Source organism: Sphingomonas sp. R86520 (genome assembly GCF_042466285.1).
Taxonomy (GTDB): domain Bacteria; phylum Pseudomonadota; class Alphaproteobacteria; order Sphingomonadales; family Sphingomonadaceae; genus Sphingomonas.
The window spans coordinates 3,073,060-3,098,782 of record NZ_JAXHBZ010000001.1; the positions used below are offsets into that span (position 1 = coordinate 3,073,060).

Below are 25,723 nucleotides of genomic sequence, written 5' to 3' on the forward strand. Positions count from 1 at the left end.
CTGAACGGCAGTCCTCCATCCCATACCAGCGTACGGATCGGCAGGGGGGCCATTGTGTTGGATAGCCGTCCGAGCAGCAGTTCAACATCCAGCACGCGAGGGCATCATGAGCCTATCCCACCTAGCCACGGCCATGGCGACCGATGTCGACGGAGTTCGCATCCATCATTGGGTCGCCGGACCGGAGAACGGGCCAGTACTTCTACTCATCCACGGGTACCCGGAGATCTCGATCGCCTGGCGCCGAACGATCGAACCGCTGGTCGCGCAGGGCTTCCGGCTCGTGATCCCAGATCTGCGGGGCGCCGGTGGGTCGGCGCGTCCGGCCGGCGGCTACGACAAGAAGACGATGGCGGGCGACCTCGCAGGCGTCCTCGACAGCCTCGGCGTAACCCGCCCCGTGAACGTCGTCGGCCACGACATCGGCGCGATGGTGGCGTACGCCTTCGCCCGGCGCTTCCCGGAGCGGACGGAGCGTCTGGCGATCCTCGCATCGCCCGTACCGGGCACCGACGTGTTCGACGAGGCGTCGCGGGACGGCACGAAGGTGTGGCACTATTATTTCCACCAGGCGCCAGATCTTCCCGAAGCCCTCACGCAAGGGAGGGAGGCGCTCTACCTCGAGCGCTACTATCACGACATGGCCGTCGCGCCGTACTCGATCGACAACGAGACGTTCGAGACCTACGTCCGCTTCTACTCGCAGCCGGGCGGCATGCGGGCGGGCTTCGAATTCTATCGGGCCTTCCCCAAGGACGGCGCTGACAATCGGCGGTGGCAGGCGGAACAGGGACGTCTGACGATGCCCGTCCTCGCGCTCGCCGGCTCGAGCAGCCGCTATGCCAAACTCCTGGAGCCGATGATGCGCGAGGTCGCCGAGAACGTGTCGTTCGTGCCGGTGCCAGGCGCCGGACACTGGCTGCCCGAGGAGAACCCCGAAGTCGTGACCAAGGCCCTGATCGCGTTCATCGGCGGCGGCTAATTCACCTACGACACCCGCCGCATGACGGACGTGACGCTCAGCGCCGCCCGTCCCGATCGAGGTTCAAGCGGTGCGGTCCGGCACCATCCGATCGAGACGAACGAGGTCGGCGGCGAGACGGGGAGACGCGAAGTCCAGAAGGCTTCGCGTCTTCATCGGCATCCGTCCCTGTCCCGTGTAGACGATGGACAACGGGAGGGGAGCCGCCTCCCAATCCGCGAGCACGATACGAAGTCGCCCATCCGCGATGGCAGGAGCGGCCTGGTAGAGCATCGTCTGGGTGAGGCCCAGCCCGGCAACCGCTCCGTCGACCGCCCCCTCCCCCGAATTCACGGCGAACCTGGGCCGCACGGCGACCGTATGATCGCTCCGATCCCCGGGCTTTCGGAACCGCCACCAACTCGCGAGCTGAATGTTGTCGACGCCGACGCATGGCCACCGCTGCAGATCCTGCGGTTGCGTCGGCACGCCGTGCACGTCGAGAAGCGCCGGGCTGCCGACGATCACCCACCGCATGTCCCCGATCCTCCTGGCGACCAGCTGGCTGTCCGGCAGCACGCCGATCCGGACCGCGAGATCGACATGGTCGCCAACGAGGTCGAGGTGCTGGTCGGACAGGTTCAGCCGGACTGAGACCTCGGGATGCTCGGCGAGATAGTCTCCTATGATCGGAAGCACGTGCCGACGACCGAAGGACACCGGGGCGGTCACGAGGAGCGTCCCGCGCGGCGTGACGTATTCCCCGCCCGCCTGCCTCTCCGCTTCGCCGACCTCCTCCAGAATGCGACGGCTCGCCGCCAGATAGGTCGCGCCCTCCTCCGTCAGTTCCAGCCGGCGGGTCGACCGGATGAGCAGCCGGACTCCGAGATGCTCCTCGAGATCGGCCAGCTTGCGGCTCAGCGTGGGCAGCGGAACGCCGAGCTTGCGGCCGGCGGCGGACATGCTGCCCGCCTCGACGGTCTCGATCAGCAGTCCCATGGCTTCGAAGCGGTCCATATCCTTCCATAATTCGAGAGGATGCCTTTAGAAAGCCCCGTCTTATTCCAGTCCGCGAGGCGGGCTATCTGCGGTTCAGCGGAACGAACCGCTGTCCGGGAGATCGAAATGGAACCTCTCACACAGGCTGCAGCGCACCAGTCCACGTCGATCGCGGAAGCTGGCGCCACCTGCGGCGCGAAGGAAGAACAGGGCCCTCCCCTCCGGACGTATCGTGCCCCCCTACCATCGTCCGCATAGGCCGACCGGCCCCTAGAGCTACACTCGACCATCAAGGCAGCGATCCGAACTCCGGCGCCTGCATGCAGGTGCCGGACCGGCGCCCATCGACAATCACCTATTGGAGACCAGAAAGATGTCCCTCAAGATCTATCCGATCAACTTCGGCAACATGGAATTCGAGTCGAGCGGACTGGTGATGTTCCGGTCGCCCGGCACCATCGTCACGATCCCGATCATGGGCTTCCTGATCACCGGCGGGCAGGAACCGATCCTCGTCGACAGCGGTCCGCGCAGCACGGAAAGCGTGGAAGCGCTCGGCTATCCCTTCCTGGTGACGGAGGAGAACACGATCGACTACCATCTGGCACAGCACGGGCTGAAGCGGTCGGACATCCGCCACATAGTGCACACGCACGCCCATCTCGACCATGCCGGCGGCAGCTTCAACTTCCCGATGAGCACGCAGGTGAGCATCACGCGCCAGGAGATGCAGTTCATGGCGTCCGGCATCATGGGCCCCGGCATGTACACGGCCGACGACACCAAGCACTTCATCGACCGGCTTCACACCGCAGGCGCCCTCCGGATGTTCGATGTCGACGGCACCTTCGAGGAGGAGGTCATCCCCGGCGTCGCGGTTCGCCTGTCCGGCGGGCACACGCCCGGTTCGATCTCGGTACTCGTGGAGACCGACGAGGGCATCGCCAACATCTGTGGCGACATCGCCTACAACCTGCAGGATCAGATCATCGACCCGATGATCGAACGGGCGGCCCATGAGCCGAACATCACCGGCAACCGCGCGATGACCACGCTCGAGGAGAAGCGCGCGATCAAGCGGGCGCTCGCCTCCAGCCGGTTCCTGCTCCCAAGCCACGACGTTCCGGCGCTGGTGGAGGGCGGCAAGATCGTCGGCCTGGCACACACCGCGATCTCCAATCCCGCGGTCGATGTCACCAAGGCGGCAAGCTACACCCCGCTGGTCCAGAAGTTCGACATCGAGGCATACGCGTGAACGCCCCGGTCGCGGCGGCGGGGGCCGTCCCGCAGGACGGCGTTTCCGACGCCGCGATCGGACTTTCGGGCTGGCGCCTGTTTCTCATCGGCGTGACCTGTGCGGTCTGCGTCGCGAACAACTACTACAGTCAGCCCCTACTGATACAGATCGCAAGCGATCTCGGCATGTCGAAGGCGATGTCCGGGCTCGCCCCGACGCTGACCCAGGCCGGGATCGCGGCCGGTATGCTTTTCCTGCTTCCGCTCGGTGACCGTATCGACAACCGACGGATCGTCGTGACCCTCCTGATCATCCAGGCCGGTGCGATGGCGGCGATGTCCTCGACGGCCACGGCCTCGTTCTTCCTCGCCGGCGCCCTCGGTGCCGGCATGTGCGGGATCGTGACGTACCTGCTGCCCGCCTACGCCACCCGACTGGTACCGGCCGACCGACGCGGCGCGGTGACGGGCACCCTGGCCACCGGGATAATGCTCGGCATCATGGTTGGACGGTCGCTGGCCGGCATCGCCGGCTACGCGGTCGGCTGGCGCGCCGTCTTCGGATCCGCCGCCGCCGTGACGTTGATCATGGCGCTGGTCATGAAGCGGGCGATGCCCCGGACGCCGGGTCTTCGAACCGAGCGGTATGCCGATCTGCTCGTGTCGCTCGGCACGCTCGTGCGCGACGTCCCGCTGCTGCGAAGAGCGGCGCTTGTTCAGGCGCTCAGCTTCGGACTGTTCAACGCGCTGTGGGTCGGCGTCGCGCTCCGGCTCCAGGGCGAACCATTCAATCTGAACACGCGGGAGATCGGCGAACTCGCACTCGTCGCGATCACCGGCGCGCTGGCCGCTCCGCTGCTGGGTAGACTGGCCGACCGGTACGACATCGCCATCTCGGTCCGCCTCTCGTTCCTGATGATCACGCTGGGATGGGCCGCGATGCTGATATTCCCGGCAGGATATGTTGGTGTCGTCAGCGCGATGGTCCTCATCGGCATTGGCGCGACGGGAAGCGACGTGGCACTCCGCAGCGCCCTGTACGGGCTGGCTCCGGACATACGAATGCGGCTGAATTCCGTCTACTCCTTCGGAACGTTCGCCGGCGGCAGTCTCTTCTCCCTGATGACCCCGGTCATCCTGATCCATTCGGGCTGGTCGACAGTCTGCGTTGTCGCGATCGTCGCCTCCGTACTTGGACTGATCTTGACACCTCGACGGTAGCGGTCGCGAGGACGCCTCCTTGAGCATCTTCCAGCGGCGCCGTTCAGATGCCGGCCCATCCGAAACACGTGCTCCGACTGTCGTCGCCACGCCCAGCGTGCTTCGGTCCGTGTCCAGGGCCGGAACAGACCCCTTGATTTGCCGATGCTGATTGTGGAACGCTACCGCGGCTGACGTGCGGGGGCGGGAAATGCGAAAAGGGGGTATAGGCCGCTCGCAGTCGGCGGGCGGCGGCGGCCGTAGGCAAGGCGTGCAGCTAGCCGCAGAGGATGTGGCGCGACCGTTGCGAGGCCGCTTGCTGAGGGCGCTTCCGTTGACCCTGCTGGCGATCCCGCCAGCCACGGCCCAGTCCGTCAGCGACGAACCCTACGCGGTTTCGCCTGGAACCACGACCCCGCAGGATCAGGACATCACGGTCACCGGATCGCGCATCCGCGGCGGCAAGGCCTCGGCCGTGCCGTTGGCGACGCTCGGTGAGGACGACATCGCGTCCCAGATCCCCGCGAACCTCTCCGATCTCGTGAACCAGCTTCCCGCCATAAGCCCGGGAAGCACCTCGGGCAACAGTTCGGGAAACCTCTCGAACGGTCTTGCAGGCATCAACTCCGTCAATCTGCGCGGCCTCGGCGTGACGCGGTCGCTCGTCCTCGTCGACGGCCGACGCTCCGTGGGTTCGGCCATAAACGGGGTCGTCGACATCAACACCATTCCGCAGGCGCTGGTCCGGCGGGTCGAGGTCGTGACGGGCGGCGCCTCGGCGCAATACGGGTCCGACGCATTGGGCGGCGTCGTCAACTTCGTCCTGGACAAGGAGCGCCGAGGCATTTCGCTCAAGGCCGACCAAGGGGTGTCCGCGCACGGCGACGGCGCGTACCGCCGGCTCGAGGCGACTGCGGGACTGACGCTGTTCGACCACCGCCTCCACGTTCTGATCAACGGCGACTATTTCCGGCAGCACGGCCTCGCCACGATCCGCCGCGGATGGAACAACCGGGGCGTCTTCCAGATCAACAACCCCATCTACGCCCCTGGCATCGGGCAGCCGGAGCGGCTCGTGACCTCCGGCGTGGCACCGGCGACCTACACGCCCGGCGGACTGGTCACGGCCGGTCCATTCCGGGGAACGTACTTCGGGTCCGCCGGGCAGACCGGTCAGTTGAACTACGGCGCCTACAATCCGGCAATCGGCCCCTGGATGGCCGGCGGCGATACGCGCACCACGCTGGCGGGTCACCTGGCCACCAACTCGCTGATCCCCGACGAGGAGCGGATCGGACTGTTCAACCGGACCGCATTCGACGTGAACGACCGCATCACGGTGTTCGGCCAGATATCGTGGAACCGCTATTCGGGCCGGAGCTCCTACCAGCAGACCCCGAGCACCGGCGTGACCATCCTCCGCGATAACGCCTATCTGCAGTCGCAATACCCGCAGATCGCGGCCAACCTGGCCACGCTGGGTCTGAACTCCATCGCGATCGGGACCAGCAATTCCGGTTTCCCCGTCCCGGGAAGTTCCAACCGGCGCGACGTGTACCGCTATCTGGGCGGTGTGGAGGGCTCGGTCGATCTCCTTGGCCGGCGCTGGGAATGGAGCGGCAGCTACCAGCACGGCGTCGCGAAGGCCCGCGAGGAGCTCGTCAACGTCTGGAACACGTCCCGGATGGCGCTCGCCCAGGACGCGGTCGTCGTCGGCGGACGGATCGTCTGTCGCTCGACCATGGGTGATGCGGGGAACGGCTGCGTTCCCATCGATCGGCTGGGCACGGAGGGGCCGTCGCCGGAGGCCTTGGCCTATGTGTTCGGTACCGCGCAGCCGCGCCGCGACGAGACGATCAGACAGGACGTGGCAAGCATCGGCATGAGCGGTCCGGTCTTCGCGCTGCCGGGAGGTGATGCCTCGCTGGCCCTCGGCGGCGAGTGGCGTCGGGAGGGCGTATCCTCGGCGGTCGATCCCGCACTCCGGTCCGGGTGGCTGTACGGCAACTATCAACCGGCTCGAGGCCATTACTCCGTCCGTGAAGCCTATGCGGAGATCGAGCTGCCCGTCGTCTCGGGCCTGACGCTCAACGCCGCCGGACGCGTCGCGGACTATTCCACGTCCGGCACGTTCGGCACGTGGAAGACGGGTGCGTCCTGGGAGCTGATCGACGGGATCAGGCTGCGCGGAACCTACAGCCGCGACATCCGGGCACCCAATCTCGCCGACCTGTTCGCGGGCGCGGCTTCGCGCACGAACACCGTGATCCTGCCGAGCAACGCACCGGTCAGCGGTTCCGCGCAGATGATCGAGCAGACGCTGGCTAACCCAGAGCTGAAACCGGAACGCGCACGCAGCTGGACGGCCGGGACGGTACTCAGCCCGAAGTCGCTGCCCGGATTCACCGCGTCGTTCGACTATTTCTCCATAGCGATCACGGACGCGATCGGCGCGGCCACGGCGCAGAACACCGTGAACCTGTGCTATTCCGGAGCCAGCGTCTATTGCCCCAACCTCATATTCTCCAACGGCGCGCTCACGTCGGTCCTGGTGAGGCCGGTCAATCTCGCCAGCCAGCGGGAGCGTGGCTTCGACATCCAGGCCGACTACCGGCTGTCGCTCTCCGCGATCTCCAAGTCTCTGGCCGGCACGGTCAGGATCAACGGCATGGTGACCCATTACATAGCCAACGTCGTCGACAACCACATCTTCCCGGTCGACTACGCCGGCGTCAATGGCGACAGCACCTTTGGCAGCCCGGCCGTCCCCAGCTGGACGTACCGCGTCAGCGCGTTCTGGGAGACCGATCCGCTGACGGTGAACCTGGTCGCGCGAGGCTTCAGCTCGGGGGTCTACGGGAACGACTACATCGAGTGCTCCTCGAACTGCCCCGTCTCGAGCACGCGGTACAGGACCATCAACGACAACCATATCGGGGGCGCTACGTATCTGGATGCATCGGTCCGCGTCCGCTTCGCGGCCGGCGCCCGGGACGGCGCCTTCACGCTCGCGGTGACGAACGTCCTCGACAAGGCCCCGGTGCCGGTCGGCAACGGCCCGGACGGCAACAACTGGCCCGCCTACGCGCAGACCAACCGGCTTCTCTACGATGTGGTCGGTCGAGTCTATCGGCTCTCTGCCAGCCTGAACTTCTAATTCAGATCTGAGAAACGAACGCGCCATCACCGTAAGCGACTAGTCTAAGAAACGTGAAGGGGTCGACTTGCGCTCTCGCGACGCACAATGTTCGATGGACCTTGCTACAAAAGCGTATCTCTAGCAGGATGTAGCTAGCCAGTCTCACCGGTCGGAACGTAAGCCACAGAGGCAATCAGTTGGAGTCGAGGGAATGGTACGTCTAAAGCGTAGCTTGTCGGCTTCTCTGCTCTTGGGGCTGGTCGCCGCGTCAGGCTCGTCCGTAGAGCCAACCCTCGTCACGGCCGAGGAGGCTGCTCGGCCTGACGCCCCGCCCGACCCGCGGCGGAGCCTTTTCCCCGGCCCAGCTATTCACTTGCTGTCGCCCACTCCGCGTGACCTCATCCGCCCGCTGACGTCGCCTGTCCATCTCAAGATCGCCTTCGAGCCCACCAACGGCGCGTCGATCGCCTCCTCCGCGGTCGCCGTACGCTTGATGAAGCAGCCGTCAGTTGATCTTACTTCGCGCCTCGGGCGGTCGATCAGCCCTGCCGGCATCGACTTGCCGATCATGAAGCTGCCGCCCGGCCGCTTTCCGCTCCTCATCTCCGTCGTCGACAGCAACGGTGATCGCCGCGTGACGATTTACACCCTAACAATCGCGAAATGATTGAATGTCCATTCTGTATAGCGGAAATCGACGACAGCGCTGTCGCCTGCCGCCACTGCGGTCGTGATTTAACCGGACAGATCTACCTTCTTCGCAAGGTTGCCTTGCTCCAAACTGAAGTCGCCGAGCTCACCGCGCAGTTCACTCAGACCAGGATCGTCTCGTCCAGCGCGTCATCGGTTGCCCAGCCCGAGCCCGCCAGGTCCAGTGGAGCGATGGTCGGCCGGGACATCGGCGCCCTTGTAGGACTGGCGCTCTGTCCGGCGACGCTATTGATCGTCGCGCATTACCTTCTTGCCTTACACTTCGAGCTTCCACCGATCGCCCTGCTCCTGGCGACGCTGCTCATCCCGCTACCATTCGGCTACCTCGCGATAACTGGCACGACGCGTGGCCTCATTTTCTGGGGCACGTTGTTTCTGATCACCTCGCTTGTTTCAGTCTTAATCATGGGAGTGACCACTTATTGGATGGTCCGACTGTCGTCGGATTACGTGCCCGAAATGGAAATGATGCTTTCTCCGCTTCCGCAAACGAGTGCGGAGTGGCTCCAGGACTTCCGTTTCGCCTTCAGCATCTTCTTCAGCTTTGTGACCGGGATGTTGCTGGGGGTGCTGTATATTAACGCACGACAGTCGAACCATTCCAAGATTGCAGTCCTGCGGACCGATGTCGCGCTGTTGCGGCGGGGGCTGGTAAGGATAGTGTCGGCCCAAACCATGGAACGCATTAGCAAGTACGCCACGGCCATCAGCACCATCGCCTCGACCGCCGGTGCGATCTATTTCGGCATCAGCAAGCTCTAAGGCACTTTAATCCGGCTCGCGCGATACAACGGTGAACGCCGCCCAGTAGCTTGGATGCAGCCACTTATCGGACCAGCCCAGGACCGGGCTACCGTCGCTGCGACGCCCCGAACGTACGGTCCGCATAGCCATTTGCAGCGCCTCGGCACGACCAAGACGCCGCTGTTCGCGTTCCCGCATCGCCTCAACGGTAAGCACCGCGGTCGAGCCGTCCGAAACCCGCCAATGGCTTGCGAGCAAGGCGTGGGCACCTGCGTAGATGAAGCTGCGCGACAATGCGGAGAGGTTGTCGCCGCCAGTGTCGTTTCGCGGCGAAGCGGTGTTGCAGGCCGACAGCATCAGCCAGTCAGCGGAGAAATTGAGCTGCGCCGCCTCGGAAGCCGTCAGGACGCCGTCGTTATCTGCACTGTATACGAGGCCTGGTGCCGGCGGCGTGAAAATGAGCGACGGTTCCGCAAAGCCCGCGCTGCGTCCCTCGCCTGCCAGCGATCCGTGTGTAGCGATTGCAAGGAAGCGAGCGGAGGCGACCGCCTTGTCGGCGCGGAACGCTAGCTCGGTTGCGTCGTCCTGGACATGGACGTTCGAGTCGGGCGCGCCGGCTGCATGAGCAAGCGCGGTGAGTTCGCCTAGCGTGCCTGGCAGAGGACATAACGCGCGTACAAGATCGGCATTTGCCTTGGGGAGACCACCCGAGAGCGAGACGATGGCCGGCGTGACGGCGCGATCGCAGTCATTGCCGTCGCCGGTCAAGGTCGGGTTGCCATAGCCGACGAAATTCGCGCCGGCCTGCTCGCCCCTCGTGCGGCTTCTGGCCAGGGCCGACACGGACGGGAGGTAGGTGAAGGCGAAGCGATCGGCGAGCCAAGACGCAACCTTCAGCTGGGCCAGCCCCGCCCGATCGCTGCCGATAGGGGGCTGGCTCGTAGTGAGCAGTGCCAAGGGAAGGTCAGCGAGTTCCCGCGTGGCTGACACGTACAACTTGGTGACCCCGACGAGCGTGTGTTCCACCGGCGCGATCAGTGTGCGATAAAGTCCGTAGGCTGCCTCGAGATCGTAGACGGCCGCGTCATTCCAATCGGCATGGTCGTTCGGGCAGCTAAGCGCGTCCACGTTGCATCGTAATTTCTGTACGCGGATCGACGCGGCCGATCGCTGGCCGAGCGCCCGATAACGTGCCAATCCCGTTTGGGTAACGGCGAACACATAAACGTCGTCAAGCAGCGGCACGAGTACGACGATCGCCTCACCCGGTTTGAGCGCTCGACGGGCTTGGGCGAGAGGCACAGCGACAGGCGTGACGAGCTCTTGGTATTCGGGAAATTCGCCCGCAATCGAAGCATTGATCGCGCTGAGCTGCTGCGAGATCTCGGCGCGCCGCTCCCCGCCAGCGGAACCAGCCGGCATCTCGCCGCGCGACAAGCCCAGGAGTTCGCGTGCATCGATGCCGCGCGCCTCCTGTTCTAAGTCCTGCTTGCGCCGGACGAGGTTGGCCAGTCCCAACGACTTGGCGGCTTCCCGCGCCGATGCGAGCGCCAAAGCCCGCGCCGATGCCGAATTCACCAAATCCTGCATTACTTGGAACGTCTCATCCGCCAAACCGGGCTCGTCCACGTTGCGCATCGAGGCAATATTCAGGAAAGTTGCGAAGGCGAAGGCTGCGGGATCGTCGCCCTTGGTCGTCGATGCCGTGACCGTCATCTGTCCGGCCGCCGTTGATGACACCCGGGTTTGCTCACGCGCCGAAGCCACGGCTTCGCGTGCAAGGCTCAGCACCTCGTCGCCCGTTGGGTCGCGCGCGGCCAGCGACGTCGCGAGCGTGGTCAACGCGGGGATGCGCTGGGGGCTGTTCGCGCCGAGTGCCTCACGATCGATTTCGATCGCCTTGCGTACGAAGAGCTCCGCCTCGTCGCGTCGACCCAAGCCGAGAAGGGCGATCCCGTAGTTGTTGTACGAAGCGGCCAGCATTGCGTGGCGAGTCCCGAGCGCCTTCTCCCGGATCGCGATGGCGCGCGCTGACGCATCCGCCGCCTCCTTCCACTTGCGCCGACCGATATAGAGACCGCTCAGCGTGTTGTAGCTGTTGCCGACGCTCGGATGCGCGTCGCCCAACAGGCGCCGGAAGATCGCGAGTGCTTCACCTGCGGACGCTTCCGCTTCCTCTAGCCGGTTCTGGGACTTGAGTAGCTGCGCAAGGTTGTCGAGTGCCGTTGCCTGGACAAGATCTTCGCCGCCTTTAGCGGATCTACCCGCCTTGACCTCCTGTTGGTAGAACGACTCAGCTTCGACCGCCTTCCCCTGAAGGGAGAGGGAGTAGGCCATGTTCCCCAGCGAGACCCGGGTATCGGGATGCTGGGGACCTAGCTTCGTCATTCGCGTCCGTAGTGCGGCGAGGTGCAACTCGTGCGCAGTGTTGTATTCACCCAAGTCATCAAGCACGAGCGCCAGATTGTCCGCAGTTATCGCGGTCGAGGGATCGTCTTCGCCAAGTATCTCGCGCCTCGCTTCAAGCGCTGCGGACAGCATTTTTTTCGCCTCAATGCGTTGGCCGAGTGCCTGATAGGCCGTTCCGATTGCATTGTTGATGACCGACATTTCGTATCGGTCATTAGGCGTAACCTTGAGCCGAATTTCGCGTGCCTTGTAAAGCCATGAGAGCGCCTCTTCATTGCGGCCAAGCGCCACAAATGCCGTGGCGACGTTGACGTAGCTGACCGCGGCGGGCTCGCTATCATCGCCAAAAATGCGGCGGCTAAGCTCTAGTGCACGCTGTGCAGTCGACGCGGCCTCACGCGGCTTTCCTGCATGATGCAACACGACGGCCAGGTTGTTGAGCGTCGGCACCAGATAGGCGTCTGTCGGTACGGCCTTATCGCGGATCACCACGATATTGCGGAAACCGGCCTCGGCTTCGACGAGGCGACCGGCCTTGAATGCCGCAGTCGCAGCTTTCATCGCAGCGGCAAGTTCGGGTTTATCATCCGCATCGGTATCGACCGTATCAGGCGTCGCAGGCTCGATCTTCTGACCGAATTCCACGGCGAGGGAAGCGATGTCGCGTAGCAATTCGCCGAACGTGGCTGATGCAAAACCGTCAGTGTCGGCGTGCATAGCCACGAAGTTGGTTCGTGCGCGGTCAATCCGCCTCGAAAGCTCCGCCAGCGCGGTTCCAGCGCCGGTGTTGGGCAAATCTTGAAGCTCGTTCGCAGCGGCGCGATAGGCGGCAAGTACGTCTTCACCGACGTTGTAAGTCCGCCCCTCTCCCGTGGTGGTGCTCCAATAAGGGTCGGCCGCCTTTGTAGTCGCGTCGCCAAGCTGCCGAGCGAATATCTTCTCCAACCTGTTTCGCAGGGGCAGTAGTGATATCGGAAGGTGAACAGCGTCGAACGACACCTTCACGGACCGCGTCGTCGGCGCGGCCGACGAGGCCTTTCTTTCGGAGGCGGTAGTCGGGCTTCCTGATAGAAAAAACGCGACAAGAACTGTGCTTGTCAGCAACGCCGCTCGAGTGAGCTTTGCAGTACGCATCTGCCCTCCGGCATCATGGCCTCGATTACGTCTTCCTGTCATGTCCAGACCGGGCTACGTTCAACGATAATGGTTCAAGTGCGCAAGTCTGCCAAGACGAAAGGCGCACCCCGATTATCTGCGGACCCGTCAAGCAAAGGGTAAAAGATGAAAAAGTCAGTAAGTGCACTGCTTGCAACGTTGGCAATGCTGGTAGCCATCCCAGCTGACGCGCAGGACACGCGCTACGACATCGTCTGCAGTGGGACAAAGGTAGCGGCGAAGCTGACGGCCGACCATGATGTAGTGCCGGTAGGCGGCACGTCACCTTATCGGGAGGATTTCGGCATTGATCTGGATGGCGGCACAATCACACCCAAATCCAACCCGACTCCCGTGCACGTCTCAAATCAAGCCAGCCAGCCGCCAATCCTGTACGTCTTCCAGGTCGAGACCTATCACAGCCTCGACGAAGATGCCTCCGTCGAGTTCATCGAATTTCAGCCAGACGCTCTCAGCATCCACTGGTCGAGCCGAGCGTTCGGCACAAAAAGCTGGGTCGATAGAAATACTTGGATAGTCGACGCGACCTGCAAGAAGCGTTAGAGCACAGCTGGTTCCGGCGTTCGGCTGCGCGACACCGTACGTTCACGCGCCTTTAGGGGCATAAGGTGATCAGCCTCCATTGCGACGAGCGCCCTGCGCCGAGATATTATTTGACACTCGATCGGGCACATCGGCGGACTGAACGGCCGTGTATGCCCGGCCGTTCGGGGCGGCTGTCGCGGAGGGGGTAAAGCCACCCAAGTCACTTCCTCTCATTCTCGCGGTAGATGCCTATCGGCCGGGCGTCAGCACGCACGACGCATGTCCGTTGGGCGAGGCTCCCCGATACCACCGTATGATGGGGCGCTCCGTCGAGGCTGCTACATTCGGGGACGCTTTCGCCCGAGGAGTCCCCCATGTCCCACACCGTCGCCCAGGTTATCATCGACACGCTTCGGGAGGCCGGCGCGCGGCGATGCTACGGCGTTCCCGGCGACACGCTGAACCACGTCACGGACGCTATCCGTAAGAGCGACATGCGCTGGGTCCACGTCCGGCACGAGGAGGCGGCGGGCTTCGCGGCCGGGGCCGAGTCCATGCTCACCGGCGAACTGGCGATCTGCGCGGGATCCTGCGGCCCCGGCAGTCTGCACTTCATCAACGGACTCTTCGAAAGTCATCGGAACCGGGCTCCGGTTGTCCTGATCGCGAGCCAGATCGTCCGTGACGAGCTCGGGTTCGACTTCCCGCAGGAGGTCGATTTCAAGGCCGTCTACTCGTCCTGCAGCGTCTTCTGCGAAGAGATCCGCACACCCGCGCAAGCCAGGCGGATGACGGCGATGGCCGCTCAGGCGGCGCTCGCGAAGAAGGGCGTCGCCGTGCTGATCGTTCCGGCGGACGTCTCGCAGGCGAAGGCGCCGGACGAGCCGGCCTTCGCCGTCCACCGCGCCGAGCCGCGCGTGATCCCGTCCGCCAACCAGCTGATCGACATCGCCGCGATGCTCTCCGAAGGCGAGCGCATCGCGATCTACGGCGGTTCGGGTTGCGCGGGCGCGCATGACGAGGTGGTGCAGCTGGCTGAGAGACTGTCGGCGGTGGTCGCCCACACCTCGCGCGCCAAGGACTTCCTCGAGTACGACAATCCGTTCGACGTCGGCATGACCGGGGTGTTCGGTTCGGAAGCCGGCTACCATGCCCTGATGACATGCGACACGCTGCTGCTGCTCGGCTGCGACTTCGCGTGGCGTCAGTTCTACCCCGAGCATGCGAACATCATACAGATCGACATCGACGGCACCCATCTGGGTCGCCGGCATCCGATCAACATGGGCGTTGTCGGCGGCGTGAAGGAGACCCTGGAGGCGCTCCTGCCGCTGGTCGAGCCGAAGGAGAACACCGCCTTCCTCGACGAGTGTCTGAAGCACCGGTCGCGGGCCGTGGCCGCACAGGGGAAGCATGCGATCGCCGACGACAGGCACGCCATCCACCCGCAGTACCTGACCGAGACGATCGCAGCCCACGCGGAGCCCGATGCCGTGTTCACGGCCGACGGCGGATCGCCGATGGTCTGGTGCCTGCGACACGTCCCCTCGACCGGCCGCAACCGCACCATCATATCGCTCACGCATGGCACCATGGCGAACGCCATGCCTCAGGCGCTCGGTGCCAAGGCCGCGTTCCCGGACCGTCAGGTCATCTCCCTGTCCGGTGACGGCGGCATCGCGATGCTGCTCGGCGACCTGCTGACCGCCGTCCAGGAGAACATCCCGATCAAGGTCTGCATCTACAACAACGGCACGCTAGGCTTCGTCGAATTGGAGCAGAAGGTCGAAGGGCTGCTCGAGGCGTTCACCGAACTCAAGAACCCCGACTTCGCGCAGGTGGCGCAGGCCCTGGGATTCTGGAGCCGGCGTGTCGAACGATCGAGCGACGTCGACGACGCGGTCCGGCAGTGGCTCGCCGAACCGGGCCCCGCCCTGCTCGATGTCGTGACCGATCGCTTCGAACTCGTCATGCCGCCGAAGGTCGCGGCGAGCCAGGTGTTCGGCACCGCCCTGTACTCCGCTAAGGCGGTGCTCGCGGGCAAGTCTGACGACGTGCTCGGTCTGGTGAGCGGAGCCATACGCTAGGCGAGCCGTCCCCTGCGACGGCCGAGCACCGGCTCCATGCCGCATGGAAGACCCAACCGCTTCCGCCGGGTCATCACAGCCCGGCGGGAGCCGATCCTCACGGTCATTCATACGTGCATGCCGGGCGTGCGAATGTGGCCGTGGCGCGGTCAGCATCCGTTTGCGATGCTCCGGAGCAGGGAGACCAGTCGAATGCTTGAGCCAATAGGCGCCCGTCGCGGCGAGCCAACGTCCAGGAACGCATGGTGTCACGAAGTGCAGCTGGCAGCGTCGCCCGGAGCCGCTCGATCTCGAATGGGAACCGATCGGCCGGCGGAACGACACATTTCAATGCGGCGCTTCGGCGACGCGATCGGATAGAGCAGCATGAATGCCTCAACGCCAATATCCCCAGGAACGATCGAGCGCGGCCTGGCGGAACTCGGCCTGACGCTGCCCGAGGCGCCGCCTGCGGTATCCCACTACGATCCCTTCTCGATCGTCGGAACGATGGTCTACACGTCGGGCCAGCTGCCCTGGGCGCCCGACGGCATCCTCGCCTACCGCGGAAAGATCGGCCGGGAGCTTTCGCCCGAGGAAGGCTATGCGGCGTGTCGCCTCTCCGCCCTCTTCGGCCTCGCGCAGATCGTGAAGGCCGCCGGATCGCCGGACCGGATCGTCCGGCTGGTCCGCGTCGAGGGCGTGCTGAACGTCGCGCCGGGCTTCATCGAAACGCCGGGGGTGCTGGACGGAGCTTCCGACCTGCTGAACGCGGTCCTTGGCGAGCGCGGCCGTCATTCCCGCGCGATCGCGACCAATCCCGAGATGCCACTCGACTGCGCTTGCCTCATCTACCTATGGGCGGAGATCATGCCATGCCACTGACCGATGTGAAGGCGCACACGTTCGCCGAGGCTCCCGACGACTGGACCGAGGCTGCCCTGCGCGAGCTAGAGGCGAACCAGTTCAACGGGCGGGTCGGCCAGCAACTGGTATCCGAGACGCATCTGGTGCGCGTCTGGATGATCCATCTCGAGTCGGGCGAGCGCCTCCCGTTCCACCGTCATGTCCTCGACTACTTCTGGACGGCATTGCTGCCCGGGAAGGCGCGATCGCGTTACGGCGACGGCAGCGTCCGGCTGTACGAATACGAGCGCGGCGAGACCCTGCACCTGTCCTATTCCGGCGGGTCGTCGATGGTGCACGATCTGACCAACATCGGCGACACGCCGATCGCATTCGTGACGGTCGAGTTCATTGACAGTCCCAACCGCCCGTTGGAGCTCGACGCGGCGACGACGGGTCGGCTCAAGAGTGGGGACTGAGCCCATGGCGGTGCAGGCGCGCGATGAGGAGAACGGACTTCGGATCGTCTCCACGGAACAGCTGGACATCGCGGTCGAGGTGTCGGGACCTGCTGATGGCTCCGCCGTCATGCTGCTGCACGGCTGGCCGGACAGCCCGCGCACATGGGACCGTACGCTGCCCCGCCTGCACGCGAGCGGCTACCGCACGTTCGCCCCATATCTGCGAGGCTGCGGCCCGACCAGATTCCGAGACGACGCGGCCATGCGTTCCGGGCAACTCGCGGCGCTCGGCCGAGACGTGCTCGAAGCCGCGGATGCGCTCGGGCTCGCACGGTTCGCCGTCATCGGTCACGACTGGGGCGCGCGAGCCGCCTACATCGCGGCGAACCTGGCGCCCGATAGGATCACATCCTGCACGGCACTGTCGGTGGGCTGGGGCACGAACGCTCCCGATCAGCAGCTCTCGTTCCAACAAACGCAAAACTACTGGTATCACTGGCTGATGGCGTTGCCTCGAGGCGAAGCCGTCATCCGTGATGACCGGATGGCCTTCACGCGGTACATCTGGAACATCTGGAACCCGGGCTGGACGATCGACGACGAAGAGTTCGCCGCCACGGCCGCCTCCTTCGACAACCCAGACTGGGCCGACGTGGTGCTTCATTCATACCGCGTCCGCTGGGGTCTCGCGGCCGAGGATCCAAGCTGTGCCGACATGGAGCGGAAGATCGCCGCGTCTCCAACGATCCGGGTGCCGACGCTAGTGCTCCACGGCGGCAGCGATCCGTGCAACGCCCCATCGACCTCCGAGGCGAAGGAAGGGTTCTTCGAGGGCCCGTACGACAGGGTCGTACTCCCAGAACTCGGCCACTTCCCCCAACGTCAGGCCGCCGAAGCCGTTCTCGCTCCGACGGTCGCGTTCCTCCGCGAGCACGGCTGACGGCGTCCCCGCGCGACCACGGTCGGGACCTCGTCCAGCGGCGGCGGCGCGGTACGCTCACCTGGCGCTGACCGCGTATGAGCCTCGCCCCGTACAGGCACCGCGCTTGGGTGTTGCCGGGTGCTCGCCGGCGACGTCACGGACAGGCGAGGAGAAGTGAACCGCTCAGGACGGACACTTCGCTCCCGTATCGATCCAGGCTTGGGTGAGCGCGCCGAACTCCGCCTGGGTGCCGGGTGCTGGTGTCCTACCCTTACCGGGGTGCCAGCCCCACCCGACCAGCTTGTCGGTCCCGTTGTGGACCACGAGATCCGCCAGGGATTTATGGCCGTTGCGCGCCGGATCCTTGATCTGACGACAGATCTCGGCAAGCGACTTGCCCTGCCAGGCCATCTCGATCGGAGCCAGATGCCAGTTGGGGTTGCCGGGAATGCTGCCGGTTCCATTGACGAAATCGACGTTCGCCGGACCGTGACACGTCGCGCACTCCAGCCCCGCCACGCCCTTCCCTTCGGGTCCGCGCATCACCGCGGGCTGGTGCGGCGTAAGGGTGTCGTATTGCGTCGGACGATCGCTGCGGGGGTGGCAGTTCATGCAGCGTGGGCTCTGGATGACCTTGCCCATCTCCGTGAACAGGGCCACCGAGCGCGCGGCGGGGTCACGGATCTCGGCGAACGAGGCGGCAGGGCGCAACGCCCCGTGCCCGTCCCGCTCGCCGCGCGCGTAGACCGCGATCGGCAGCAGCAGCGTGGTCGTCATCAACGCGAGCAAGCCGGGCCCAGGACGCTTCATGCATTTTCTCCATGCGCGAAGGGAAGTCGGCGCACCGCCCGTCCAGTCAGGCGGCGCCAGGCGTTGGCGACCGCAGGGGCGGTCGGCGGCAGGCCAGGTTCGCCTACGCCCGTCGGCTTTTCCGACGACGCGATGATGGCGACCTCGACGGCCGGCATCTCCTCGATCCGCAGCGAGCGGTAGTCGTGGAAATTGCTCTGCAGGACGCGTCCCCCGTCGCCGAGCGTCAGATCGCCGTACAGCGCGTGGCCGAGTCCGAAGCCGATGCCGCCTTCCATCTGGGCGCGGATGACGTTCGGATTGATCGGAACGCCGCAATCGACCGCGCACCAGACCTTGTGCACCCGCGGAAGTCCGTCGGCGCGGCGCGAAACCTGCGCGATCTGCGCGACGTAGGTTCCGAAACTCTTGTGCAGAGCGACGCCGAAGGCGTGGCCGGCAGGCGGCGCATGGCCCCAGTCGGCTAGCTCGCCCACCCGGACGAGCACCGCCTTGGCGCGCGCGTCCTTCATCCTCGCGAGGCGCCCGGCGACCGGGTCCCGACCGCCAAGCGCCAGCAGCTCGTCGAGGAAGGTCTCTACGGTGTAGGCGGTATGCGTGTTGCCGACCGAGCGCCACCATAGCGGCGGCACAGCGCTTTGCATGACATGGACGCCGACCCGGTGGTTCGGCCAAGCGTAGCTGCTTTCGGAAGCGCCCTCGACCATGGTCGAGTCGACGCCGTCCTGCACGACGAACGCCTCCAACGGCGAGCCCATGACGATCGACTGGCCGGCGAGGACCTGGTCCCACGCGACGATCTCGCCGGCGGCGTCCAGTCCGCCGCGCAGGCGATGGACGAACAGCGGGCGATAGCGGCCGCCCTGGATGTCGTTCTCTCGGGTCCACGCGAACTTCACCGGAGCGTCACGGTACGCCGCGGCGGCAGCGCCCGCCTCCGTCGCGAAATCCATGTTGGGGGTGGCCCGACGGCCGAACGACCCGCCGGCGAACTGCTCGTGCAGCGTTGCCTTCTCCGGCGCGATCCCGAACGCCTTGGCGATCGCGTTCGTCTCACCGACCTGCCACTGACTGCCCATCCAGATGTCGAGCCGGCCGTCCTTGGCCTCGATCACCGCGTCGAGCGGCTCCATCGGCGCGTGAGCGAGATAGGGGAAGACATATTGCGCCTCGATCGTCTTGGCAGCGGCTTTCAACGCGGCATCGACGTCGCCGGTCGCTTCGGCCTGCGTGCCGGGAGTGGCCGCAGCGGCGGCCCACACCTTGATCAGCGCTTCGCTGGATCTCGTCTCCGCCTGCGAAAGGTCCCAGTCGACTTCGAGCGCCGCCCTGCCCTTCAGTGCCGGGTAGGTCCCCTTGGCGTAGACCACCACGCCCTGCGGAATGGTCTCCACAGCCAGCACCCCGGGCACGGCGAGAGCAGCCGACTTGTCGACGGAAACGACCTTGCCGCCGAATGCCGGCGGATGGAGAATGACCGCATTCACCATGCCGGGGCGCATAACATCCAGCGTGAAGATCGCCGACCCGTCGGACTTCATCGAGCTGTCGAGCTTGGGCGTGTCCTTGCCGATCAACGTCCACTGGTCCGGCGTCTTGAGCGTCGGCGTCTCCGGCACTGGCAGGCGCGCGGCTGCACTCGCCAATTCACCGAAGCTGGCCTTCTTGCGACCATGACGGACGACGCCGCGTGACACGCTCACTTCCGCGGCAGGGACGCGCCAGCGGCGGGCCGCAGCTTCGACCAGCATGGCGCGAGCGGCGGCGCCGGCGTTGCGCATCTGCATCCAGCTGTTCGCCATGGCCGTCGAGCCGCCGGTGCCCATCGTCCCGAACTGCAGGTTCTTATAGAGCGCGTCATTGGCCGGCGCGAACTCCATCCGCATCTGCGACCAGTCGGCGTCCAGTTCGTCGGCGACGATCGTGCTGAGACCGGTGGACGGTCCCTGCCCGAATTCGACGTGCTTGATGATCACGGTGACCGTGTCGTCCTCGGCGATGCGGACGAAGGCATTCGGCGAAAACGGTGCGGACGGTGCCGCGGCGGCAGCCCGCCGCCCCGCCGGCAGGGCGAGACCGATGACCAATGCCGCCGACCCGATGAACTGGCGCCGCGTGGTGACGGGAGTCATGCCGCAGCCTTCGTGCTGGCGGCGGCGTCCTTGATCGCCTGCCGGATCCGCAGATACGTCGCGCAACGGCAGATGTTGCCGGTCATCGCATGATCGATGTCGTCGTCGGTGGGATCGGGTTTGACCGAAAGCAGGCCAAGCGCCGACATGATCTGCCCGGATTGGCAGAAACCGCACTGCGGAACATCGATCGCGACCCACGCACGCTTCAAGGCGTCGGCCGTCGTGCCGCCGACCCCCTCGATCGTGGTCACGCCCTTACCCGCGACACTGCCGACGGTGGTCACGCAGGACCGCCGGTTCCTGCCATCGAGATGGACGGTGCATGCACCGCACTGTGCGACGCCGCAGCCGTATTTCGTCCCCGTGAGATGCAGCGTGTCGCGCAATACCCACAGCAGCGGGGTGTCGGGATCGCCGTCGAACCTGGCAGGCTTGCCGTTCAGGATGAAGTCGGTGCTCACTACGAAGGCCCCCCTCGGCATTGTAGCCGGCAGGCTAGCATCGCGGTCCATCGGCCGGACCCCATACTTCGGGATGGGGTCCTTCAAATCACGTGGCCGCTCCCCTTGCAGACAACCCTCGGGCGATCAGGTGGACAGGAAGGCGTACCACATGATCAGCAACGACAGCCGTGCCGCGAAGGCGCTGTGGCTCAGGGTCGCCAGACCGATCGCTACAGCGGAAGCGACCGCCGCGGCGGCAACGGTCAGCAGCAGTGGATCGGGGGAAAGCCGAACGACTGCGGCCGGCAGCGCGAGCAGGATACCCCATCCGCACCCCGCCGCGATGAACGCGACCCGGCGCTTCCAGGGACCGAGCGCCGCCATGCGCGTCAGCGACAGCAGCCCGAGCGACTCGCTGCGTCCGGCATGGGCAACGAGGGCGAAGATCAACAGCAGCAACGCCGCCGGGCTGCCGATGTGCCTATAGTCCCCGGCAACGCCGACGAGCGCGACGCATGCGGCAAGCAGCCTGAACGGCCGCCCGGCCCCGATCAGGAGAAACTCGCCGCCGACGAGCCCCGCCACCGGTGCCGCGACCAGTCGAGCGGGCGGCGCATCGCTCGTAACGGCAGGCGGCGCACCGGACGCGACGATGCGCGTCAGCATCGGGCCGATCCGCCCGGGACGAGGGCGGACGTGTGGTCGATGCAGCAGTCCGGCCAACACCGCGATCGCCAGCGCCACCAACGTCCAGACGGCGCGCGACGCGACGTAGCCCGGTGCCTCGATGCCTGCCATCACGTCGAGCGAGACTCGGCCGGGCAGGATGTCGTTGCTGCTGCCGACCATGAAGTCCTGTCCCTGCAACGGAGCCGGTCCGACCAGCGGCCTGACGTATCCGGGGAAATCGTAGAGGTTGCTGGTCAGGCTGGACGGCAGATCGGCGACCGCCGCCGGCATCGTGATGCTCGCGATCCACAGAAGGAAGAACACGAAGTCACCCAGGCCGCGCCGGGTCGCGGGCAGCGTATCGAGCAGACGACTGACCGCTGCGAGCCCTATCAGACTGGGAGCGGCGATGAGCCACAGTGGCCAAGTGATCCGTACCACGTCCAGCGGTCCCGGCACGATGAGCCAGCCGAGGAACCACCCTGCCACGGTAAGAGTGGCGAGCATTCCGAGCAGGACGATGGCATCGGCGGCGAACCGCCCCAGTGCGATGCCCATGCGCGACGCGGCGGTCACCTCCTCGACCTGCCAAGGTTGACGTCGCGTCACGTTCGAGCGGAGATACAGGAACCCGATTGGCAGCAGCAGCGCCGAGACGACGATGCCTAGCGACACGCCGAGCACGGACGACGTGATCACCGGCAGGTGCCTGCCCACCGCGATCTGGATGCCCGAGCCATCGTCCCGCGCGACCATGAAGCGCGCGCCCACCGGGCCGGCAATGAGCAGCAGCCACAGTCCCCAACTCCGCGCGTAGCGCGTCAGACTGGTGACGAGCGATGCGCGCGCGACGATCGCGGTCGTCATGCCGAGGTGACCCGCCCCTGCTCAACCCGCAGGATCGCACTGGCCTCAGGGGCCAACTCTTCGGCCAGATGCGTGGTCATGACCACGGCGGCGGTCCGCGCCTGCTCAAGGATGAGGCGGCCGACCTGCCGTGCCGTCTCACCGTCGAGCTCCGCGGTCGGCTCGTCGAGCGCCAGCAGCCGCGGTGCGCCGAGCAACGCCTGGGCGAAGATCAGCCGTCGCCGCATGCCGCCCGAAAACGTCGCTATGCGTCTGTTGATGTCTGCATGCAGCCCGATGGCCTCCGTGATGGCACCGAACTGCAAGTCGGCCGCCTTTCGGTCGAGGCCCTTGAGCACCGCCATGTGCAAAGCGAACTCTCGGGCCGTCAGGTCTTCCGGCAGATCGACGGCCTGCGGTGCGTAGCCGAGCGTGCGGCGCAGCGCCGTGCGGGCGGTCGGCAGCGGAACGCCGTCCCATGATATTGTGCCACGATCCGGCCTTTCGGCGCTCGCGACGATGCGCAGCAGCGTGGACTTGCCGGCACCGCTCGGCCCGGTGAGCAGGGTCAGACCCGTCGCGAACGTGACGCTGACGTCGGCCAGCACCGACTTGCGGCCATAGGACTTGGCAACGCCGCTAAATTCCAATGTCGTCATGCCTGGTGCATTACATCTGCAACACACTCAGGCAAGCGCGTTCGACCGACCCATACCTTGGTATGGGCTCGCATGCCGCCGGGACGATACGGCCTTCGAGCTTGCCGGATCATCGTCTGGCGCGGTCCGAGGACCGCGATCGGTCACTGCCCACGGATCAAAGTTGCAGGTCCAGTGCGGCGGATCGAATGGTGCTCCTCACCCTTCCCTTGATGCGGACGGGTTCGCGCCGGTGTCGTCGACGATGGTCGAGATCGTCCTGTCCACGGCTCGCCGCACGCCGCGCGCGGCAAGCATCATCTCGACGACGAAGCAGAGGATCGCGAGCATCGTCAGCAGGATGGCGCCCCCGAAGAGAGCGAACAGGAGTGCCGCCTCGGGTCGGTCGAGCAGCGCCGCGAGGAACAGCACGAAGACCGATGCGCATGTCATCGCGGCGGCGAGAGCGGCCGCCACCACGGCGGCGTCCAGCGCCTGCGACCGACGTCGAAGACTGCGCAGCCGGAACGCGTTCGGTTCATCGCATTGCTCCTCGGCAAGCTGGTCGGCCTGGTCGCCGACACGTGCCAGCCGGGTCGCGAACACGTTCAAGAGGGAACCGATCCCCGAAAGCATGAAGACCGGGGCTAGCGCGGTCTGAACGACGTGGGCCGTCGCGACGGCATCCAACGGATCTCCAACGGACATGCGACCTACCTATGATCGGCTGGCGACGTCGCGCCGATTGACCGCCGGGCCTGGAAAGCGAGGACAGGGCGATCCGCCCGTGCCCCATCGTGCCGGCAGCGATGATCGACGGACACGTCGCGTGAGACGTGCCCGGCGATCATGGCCCGATGGCCCTTGTTCAATCCCGAGGGATGCGCTCGCTCCACCTTCTGGTTTCGATCGGCGGCGCGACCACCCCGGCGGTGACGAGCACGGCGTGTGTCAGGATTTGACGAAGGCCAGCAGGTCCGGGTTCAGGACGTCAGCGTGCGTGGTCAGCATGCCGTGGGGGTAGCCCTTGTACACCTTCAGCGTGCCGTGCTTCAGCAGCTTGACCGACAGGAGCGCCGCGTCCGCGATCGGAACGACCTGGTCGTCGTCCCCGTGAAGCACGAGCGTCGGCACCGTGATGGCCTTCAGATCGTCGGTGTGGTCGGTCTCGGAAAAGGCCTTGATGCAGTCGTAGTGCGCCTTGGCGCCACCGATCATGCCCTGCCGCCACCAGTTCTGGATGGTGCCCGGGAAGATCTTCGCGCCCTCGCGGTTGAAGCCGTAGAACGGCCCGCTGGCGACATCGAGGTAGAACTGCGCGCGGTTGGCGGCGAGCGCCTGCCGGAACCCGTCGAACACGGACATCGGCGTGCCGCCGGGGTTCTTGTCGGACTTCACCATGATCGGTGGAATCGCGCTTACCAGGACGGCCTTTGCGACGCGGCCGGGCTTGGCCTTGGCCACGTAGCGGGCGACCTCGCCGCCGCCGGTCGAATGACCGATGTGCACGGCGTTTTTCAGGTCCAGGTGATCGGTCAGTTCGATCACGTCGGCCGCATAGGTGTCCATGTCGTTGCCCGTATCGGTCTGCGTCGAGCGCCCGTGGCCGCGGCGGTCGTGCGCGATGACGCGGAAGCCGTGGCCGAGGAAGAACAGCATCTGCGCATCCCAGTCGTCCGCGCTCAGCGGCCAGCCATGGTGGAACACGATCGGCTGCGCGTTCTTCGGACCCCAGTCCTTGAAGAAGATCTGCGTACCGTCCTTGGTCGTGAAGATTGCCATAGTCGTTTCTCCCATTGAGAGGTTGGCCCCGAACGGGGCGGCGAGCGCAGGCGCACCCGCGATGAGACCGGCGGCGATCATGCCGCCGAGAAGCTGGCGCCGGTTTGGATCGAGCAGCGCGGCGAAGTCGAGATCGGCGACGTTCACCGTGCCGCCTCCAGGTTCGCGATCGTCTCCTCGGTCGACCACAGGGCGTTCGCCAGCCAGCGGAAGTTCAGCAGCGCCGCCGCATAGGCGTCGCCCTCCGGAATCTTGCTCCCCGCCGTCGCATCGCGGACGACCACCACCTCCAAGCCGTGCTCGACGAAGTCGCGCAGATGGGACTCCACGCAGAAGTTGGCGGCCATGCCCGCGAGGATCACCTGCGTGGCACCGGTCTTGCGCAGCTGGAACAGCGTGTCGTTCGTCTGCGGCCCGGCGACCTTGTGCGGCGAGCAGACGACCGTCTGTCCGTCGTCGATCATGTCCTTCAACTCGGGAAGCCAGTCGGCGCCGGAACCGGCGAAGCCCTCGACGGAAAGCGGGTCCTTGCGCTCGAACATGCCCAGCTTGTGCATCATCGCCTCGCCCGGAGCCTGGAAGGTCCAACGGTGGTCGTGCGGATAGTAATAGTGTGGCGAGATGATCAGGGGGATGCCGAACCGCTTCGCGGCTTCAAAGAGCCGCTGCAGGTTCGGGACAGTCCCCTGCTCCGCGATGCTCTCCGCGAACACCGGATAGGCCGCGCCCGTCGGTCCGAGAAAGTCGATCTGCGGATCGGTGACGACGAGCGCGACGCGCGCGATGTCGAGCTGGAACGTGCTCGGTGGCAGGGCCGGATCGACCGGGTCCGCGTATGCGGGATTGCTTGGCGTGTAGGACATGGATGCCTCCGGGCAGCATGGGCCGACCGAAAAGGCCGTTGCCCGATCTCTGCCTCGTCAGGTCGCTTGCGAACATTCTACGAGTGGAGGCGGATACCCATACCAAGGGAGGCAATGGGGTCAGGCGCGTGCGCGAAGACGC

21 protein-coding genes are annotated in these 25,723 nt (G+C 65.6%); 11 read left to right on the forward strand and 10 right to left on the reverse strand.

Annotated elements, in window-relative coordinates; all coding sequences use genetic code 11:
- Positions 1-106 precede the first annotated feature (106 nt).
- On the forward strand, positions 107-982 hold the full coding sequence (locus SJY41_RS14060) for an alpha/beta fold hydrolase (RefSeq protein WP_380782691.1): 876 nt from the start codon (positions 107-109) through the stop codon (positions 980-982).
- A 63-nt stretch (positions 983-1,045) separates the two neighbouring features.
- Here SJY41_RS14060 and SJY41_RS14065 read toward each other — a convergent pair whose 3' ends face one another.
- Positions 1,046-1,978 carry a LysR family transcriptional regulator gene (locus SJY41_RS14065; RefSeq protein ID WP_380782692.1) on the reverse strand — a complete coding sequence of 311 codons (933 nt, stop codon included), beginning with the start codon at positions 1,976-1,978 and terminating at the stop codon, positions 1,046-1,048.
- A gap of 355 nt (positions 1,979-2,333) precedes the next feature.
- On the opposite strand from SJY41_RS14065, the gene SJY41_RS14070 reads away from it, so the two are divergent.
- The 5 genes from SJY41_RS14070 to SJY41_RS14090 all read left to right on the forward strand — a co-directional run bounded on the left by SJY41_RS14070 (position 2,334) and on the right by SJY41_RS14090 (position 9,008).
- Entirely contained in the window at positions 2,334-3,215 is an 882-nt protein-coding gene (locus SJY41_RS14070; RefSeq protein WP_380782694.1) for an N-acyl homoserine lactonase family protein, read from the forward strand.
- On the forward strand, positions 3,212-4,417 hold the full coding sequence (locus tag SJY41_RS14075; protein ID WP_380782696.1) for an MFS transporter: 1,206 nt from the start codon (positions 3,212-3,214) through the stop codon (positions 4,415-4,417). Before SJY41_RS14070 ends, SJY41_RS14075 begins: the two co-directional genes overlap by 4 nt.
- Positions 4,418-4,730: 313 nt before the next feature.
- Complete coding sequence (locus SJY41_RS14080) at positions 4,731-7,553, forward strand: TonB-dependent receptor domain-containing protein (RefSeq protein WP_380782698.1); 2,823 nt, start codon at positions 4,731-4,733, stop codon at positions 7,551-7,553.
- Between the two features lie 214 nt (positions 7,554-7,767).
- Positions 7,768-8,202, forward strand: a complete 435-nt coding sequence (locus SJY41_RS14085; protein WP_380782700.1) for a hypothetical protein — start codon at positions 7,768-7,770, stop codon at positions 8,200-8,202.
- Positions 8,199-9,008 (forward strand): hypothetical protein, encoded by an 810-nt coding sequence (locus SJY41_RS14090; RefSeq protein WP_380782702.1) that lies wholly within the window; start codon positions 8,199-8,201, stop codon positions 9,006-9,008. The genes SJY41_RS14085 and SJY41_RS14090 overlap by 4 nt, the downstream gene beginning before the upstream one ends.
- Positions 9,009-9,014: 6 nt before the next feature.
- Here SJY41_RS14090 and SJY41_RS14095 read toward each other — a convergent pair whose 3' ends face one another.
- Positions 9,015-12,344, reverse strand: a complete 3,330-nt coding sequence (locus SJY41_RS14095) for a tetratricopeptide repeat protein (protein WP_380782704.1) — start codon at positions 12,342-12,344, stop codon at positions 9,015-9,017.
- A 336-nt stretch (positions 12,345-12,680) separates the two neighbouring features.
- Between SJY41_RS14095 and SJY41_RS14100 the strand changes: the two genes are divergently transcribed.
- The 5 genes from SJY41_RS14100 (at position 12,681) to SJY41_RS14120 (ending at position 17,413) form a co-directional block, all read left to right on the forward strand.
- The gene (locus SJY41_RS14100) at positions 12,681-13,118 is read left to right on the forward strand and encodes a hypothetical protein (RefSeq protein WP_380782705.1); all 438 of its coding nucleotides are present in this window, start codon (positions 12,681-12,683) and stop codon (positions 13,116-13,118) included.
- 356 nt (positions 13,119-13,474) lie between these two features.
- Positions 13,475-15,187, forward strand: coding sequence for a thiamine pyrophosphate-dependent enzyme (locus SJY41_RS14105; RefSeq protein ID WP_380782707.1), 1,713 nt, complete (start codon positions 13,475-13,477; stop codon positions 15,185-15,187).
- A 366-nt stretch (positions 15,188-15,553) separates the two neighbouring features.
- Positions 15,554-16,051 (forward strand): RidA family protein, encoded by a 498-nt coding sequence (locus tag SJY41_RS14110; RefSeq protein ID WP_380782709.1) that lies wholly within the window; start codon positions 15,554-15,556, stop codon positions 16,049-16,051.
- Positions 16,042-16,491 (forward strand): hypothetical protein, encoded by a 450-nt coding sequence (locus tag SJY41_RS14115; protein ID WP_380782712.1) that lies wholly within the window; start codon positions 16,042-16,044, stop codon positions 16,489-16,491. The genes SJY41_RS14110 and SJY41_RS14115 overlap by 10 nt, the downstream gene beginning before the upstream one ends.
- 4 nt (positions 16,492-16,495) lie before the next feature.
- Positions 16,496-17,413, forward strand: coding sequence for an alpha/beta fold hydrolase (locus SJY41_RS14120; protein ID WP_380782714.1), 918 nt, complete (start codon positions 16,496-16,498; stop codon positions 17,411-17,413).
- Positions 17,414-17,578: 165 nt separating this feature from the next.
- Here SJY41_RS14120 and SJY41_RS14125 read toward each other — a convergent pair whose 3' ends face one another.
- From SJY41_RS14125 to SJY41_RS14160, 8 genes are all read right to left on the reverse strand, one after another.
- The gene (locus SJY41_RS14125) at positions 17,579-18,205 is read right to left on the reverse strand and encodes an Isoquinoline 1-oxidoreductase subunit (protein ID WP_380782717.1); all 627 of its coding nucleotides are present in this window, start codon (positions 18,203-18,205) and stop codon (positions 17,579-17,581) included.
- Entirely contained in the window at positions 18,202-20,337 is a 2,136-nt protein-coding gene (locus tag SJY41_RS14130) for a molybdopterin cofactor-binding domain-containing protein (protein WP_380782719.1), read from the reverse strand. The genes SJY41_RS14125 and SJY41_RS14130 overlap by 4 nt, the downstream gene beginning before the upstream one ends.
- Positions 20,334-20,801, reverse strand: a complete 468-nt coding sequence (locus tag SJY41_RS14135) for a (2Fe-2S)-binding protein (RefSeq protein WP_380782721.1) — start codon at positions 20,799-20,801, stop codon at positions 20,334-20,336. The genes SJY41_RS14130 and SJY41_RS14135 overlap by 4 nt, the downstream gene beginning before the upstream one ends.
- Before the next feature lie 126 nt (positions 20,802-20,927).
- Positions 20,928-22,319, reverse strand: coding sequence for a hypothetical protein (locus SJY41_RS14140; protein ID WP_380782723.1), 1,392 nt, complete (start codon positions 22,317-22,319; stop codon positions 20,928-20,930).
- Positions 22,316-22,957: an ATP-binding cassette domain-containing protein gene (locus tag SJY41_RS14145; RefSeq protein ID WP_380782725.1), complete on the reverse strand. Its 642-nt coding sequence runs from the start codon at positions 22,955-22,957 to the stop codon at positions 22,316-22,318. Before SJY41_RS14145 ends, SJY41_RS14140 begins: the two co-directional genes overlap by 4 nt.
- 198 nt (positions 22,958-23,155) lie before the next feature.
- Positions 23,156-23,644, reverse strand: a complete 489-nt coding sequence (locus tag SJY41_RS14150) for a DUF2721 domain-containing protein (protein ID WP_380782728.1) — start codon at positions 23,642-23,644, stop codon at positions 23,156-23,158.
- A gap of 243 nt (positions 23,645-23,887) precedes the next feature.
- Positions 23,888-24,718 carry an alpha/beta fold hydrolase gene (locus tag SJY41_RS14155; protein WP_380784154.1) on the reverse strand — a complete coding sequence of 277 codons (831 nt, stop codon included), beginning with the start codon at positions 24,716-24,718 and terminating at the stop codon, positions 23,888-23,890.
- 143 nt (positions 24,719-24,861) lie between these two features.
- On the reverse strand, positions 24,862-25,581 hold the full coding sequence (locus SJY41_RS14160) for a cysteine hydrolase (protein ID WP_380782730.1): 720 nt from the start codon (positions 25,579-25,581) through the stop codon (positions 24,862-24,864).
- Positions 25,582-25,723 lie beyond the last annotated feature (142 nt).

What these genes read in the sequence shown, in the direction of transcription:
- SJY41_RS14115 (WP_380782712.1), top strand. Translation starts at nt 16,042, where the DNA reads ATGCCACTGACCGATGTGAAGGCGCACACGTTCGCCGAGGCTCCCGAC.
- SJY41_RS14070 (WP_380782694.1), top strand. Translation starts at nt 2,334, where the DNA reads ATGTCCCTCAAGATCTATCCGATCAACTTCGGCAACATGGAATTCGAG.
- SJY41_RS14110 (WP_380782709.1), top strand. Translation starts at nt 15,554, where the DNA reads ATGAATGCCTCAACGCCAATATCCCCAGGAACGATCGAGCGCGGCCTG.
- SJY41_RS14100 (WP_380782705.1), top strand. Translation starts at nt 12,681, where the DNA reads ATGAAAAAGTCAGTAAGTGCACTGCTTGCAACGTTGGCAATGCTGGTA.
- SJY41_RS14065 (WP_380782692.1), bottom strand. Translation starts at nt 1,978, where the DNA reads ATGGACCGCTTCGAAGCCATGGGACTGCTGATCGAGACCGTCGAGGCG.
- SJY41_RS14160 (WP_380782730.1), bottom strand. Translation starts at nt 25,581, where the DNA reads ATGTCCTACACGCCAAGCAATCCCGCATACGCGGACCCGGTCGATCCG.
- SJY41_RS14150 (WP_380782728.1), bottom strand. Translation starts at nt 23,644, where the DNA reads ATGTCCGTTGGAGATCCGTTGGATGCCGTCGCGACGGCCCACGTCGTT.
- SJY41_RS14125 (WP_380782717.1), bottom strand. Translation starts at nt 18,205, where the DNA reads ATGAAGCGTCCTGGGCCCGGCTTGCTCGCGTTGATGACGACCACGCTG.
- SJY41_RS14120 (WP_380782714.1), top strand. Translation starts at nt 16,496, where the DNA reads ATGGCGGTGCAGGCGCGCGATGAGGAGAACGGACTTCGGATCGTCTCC.
- SJY41_RS14140 (WP_380782723.1), bottom strand. Translation starts at nt 22,319, where the DNA reads ATGACGACCGCGATCGTCGCGCGCGCATCGCTCGTCACCAGTCTGACG.
- SJY41_RS14105 (WP_380782707.1), top strand. Translation starts at nt 13,475, where the DNA reads ATGTCCCACACCGTCGCCCAGGTTATCATCGACACGCTTCGGGAGGCC.
- SJY41_RS14145 (WP_380782725.1), bottom strand. Translation starts at nt 22,957, where the DNA reads ATGACGACATTGGAATTTAGCGGCGTTGCCAAGTCCTATGGCCGCAAG.
- SJY41_RS14155 (WP_380784154.1), bottom strand. Translation starts at nt 24,718, where the DNA reads ATGGCAATCTTCACGACCAAGGACGGTACGCAGATCTTCTTCAAGGAC.
- SJY41_RS14060 (WP_380782691.1), top strand. Translation starts at nt 107, where the DNA reads ATGAGCCTATCCCACCTAGCCACGGCCATGGCGACCGATGTCGACGGA.
- SJY41_RS14130 (WP_380782719.1), bottom strand. Translation starts at nt 20,337, where the DNA reads ATGACTCCCGTCACCACGCGGCGCCAGTTCATCGGGTCGGCGGCATTG.
- SJY41_RS14090 (WP_380782702.1), top strand. Translation starts at nt 8,199, where the DNA reads ATGATTGAATGTCCATTCTGTATAGCGGAAATCGACGACAGCGCTGTC.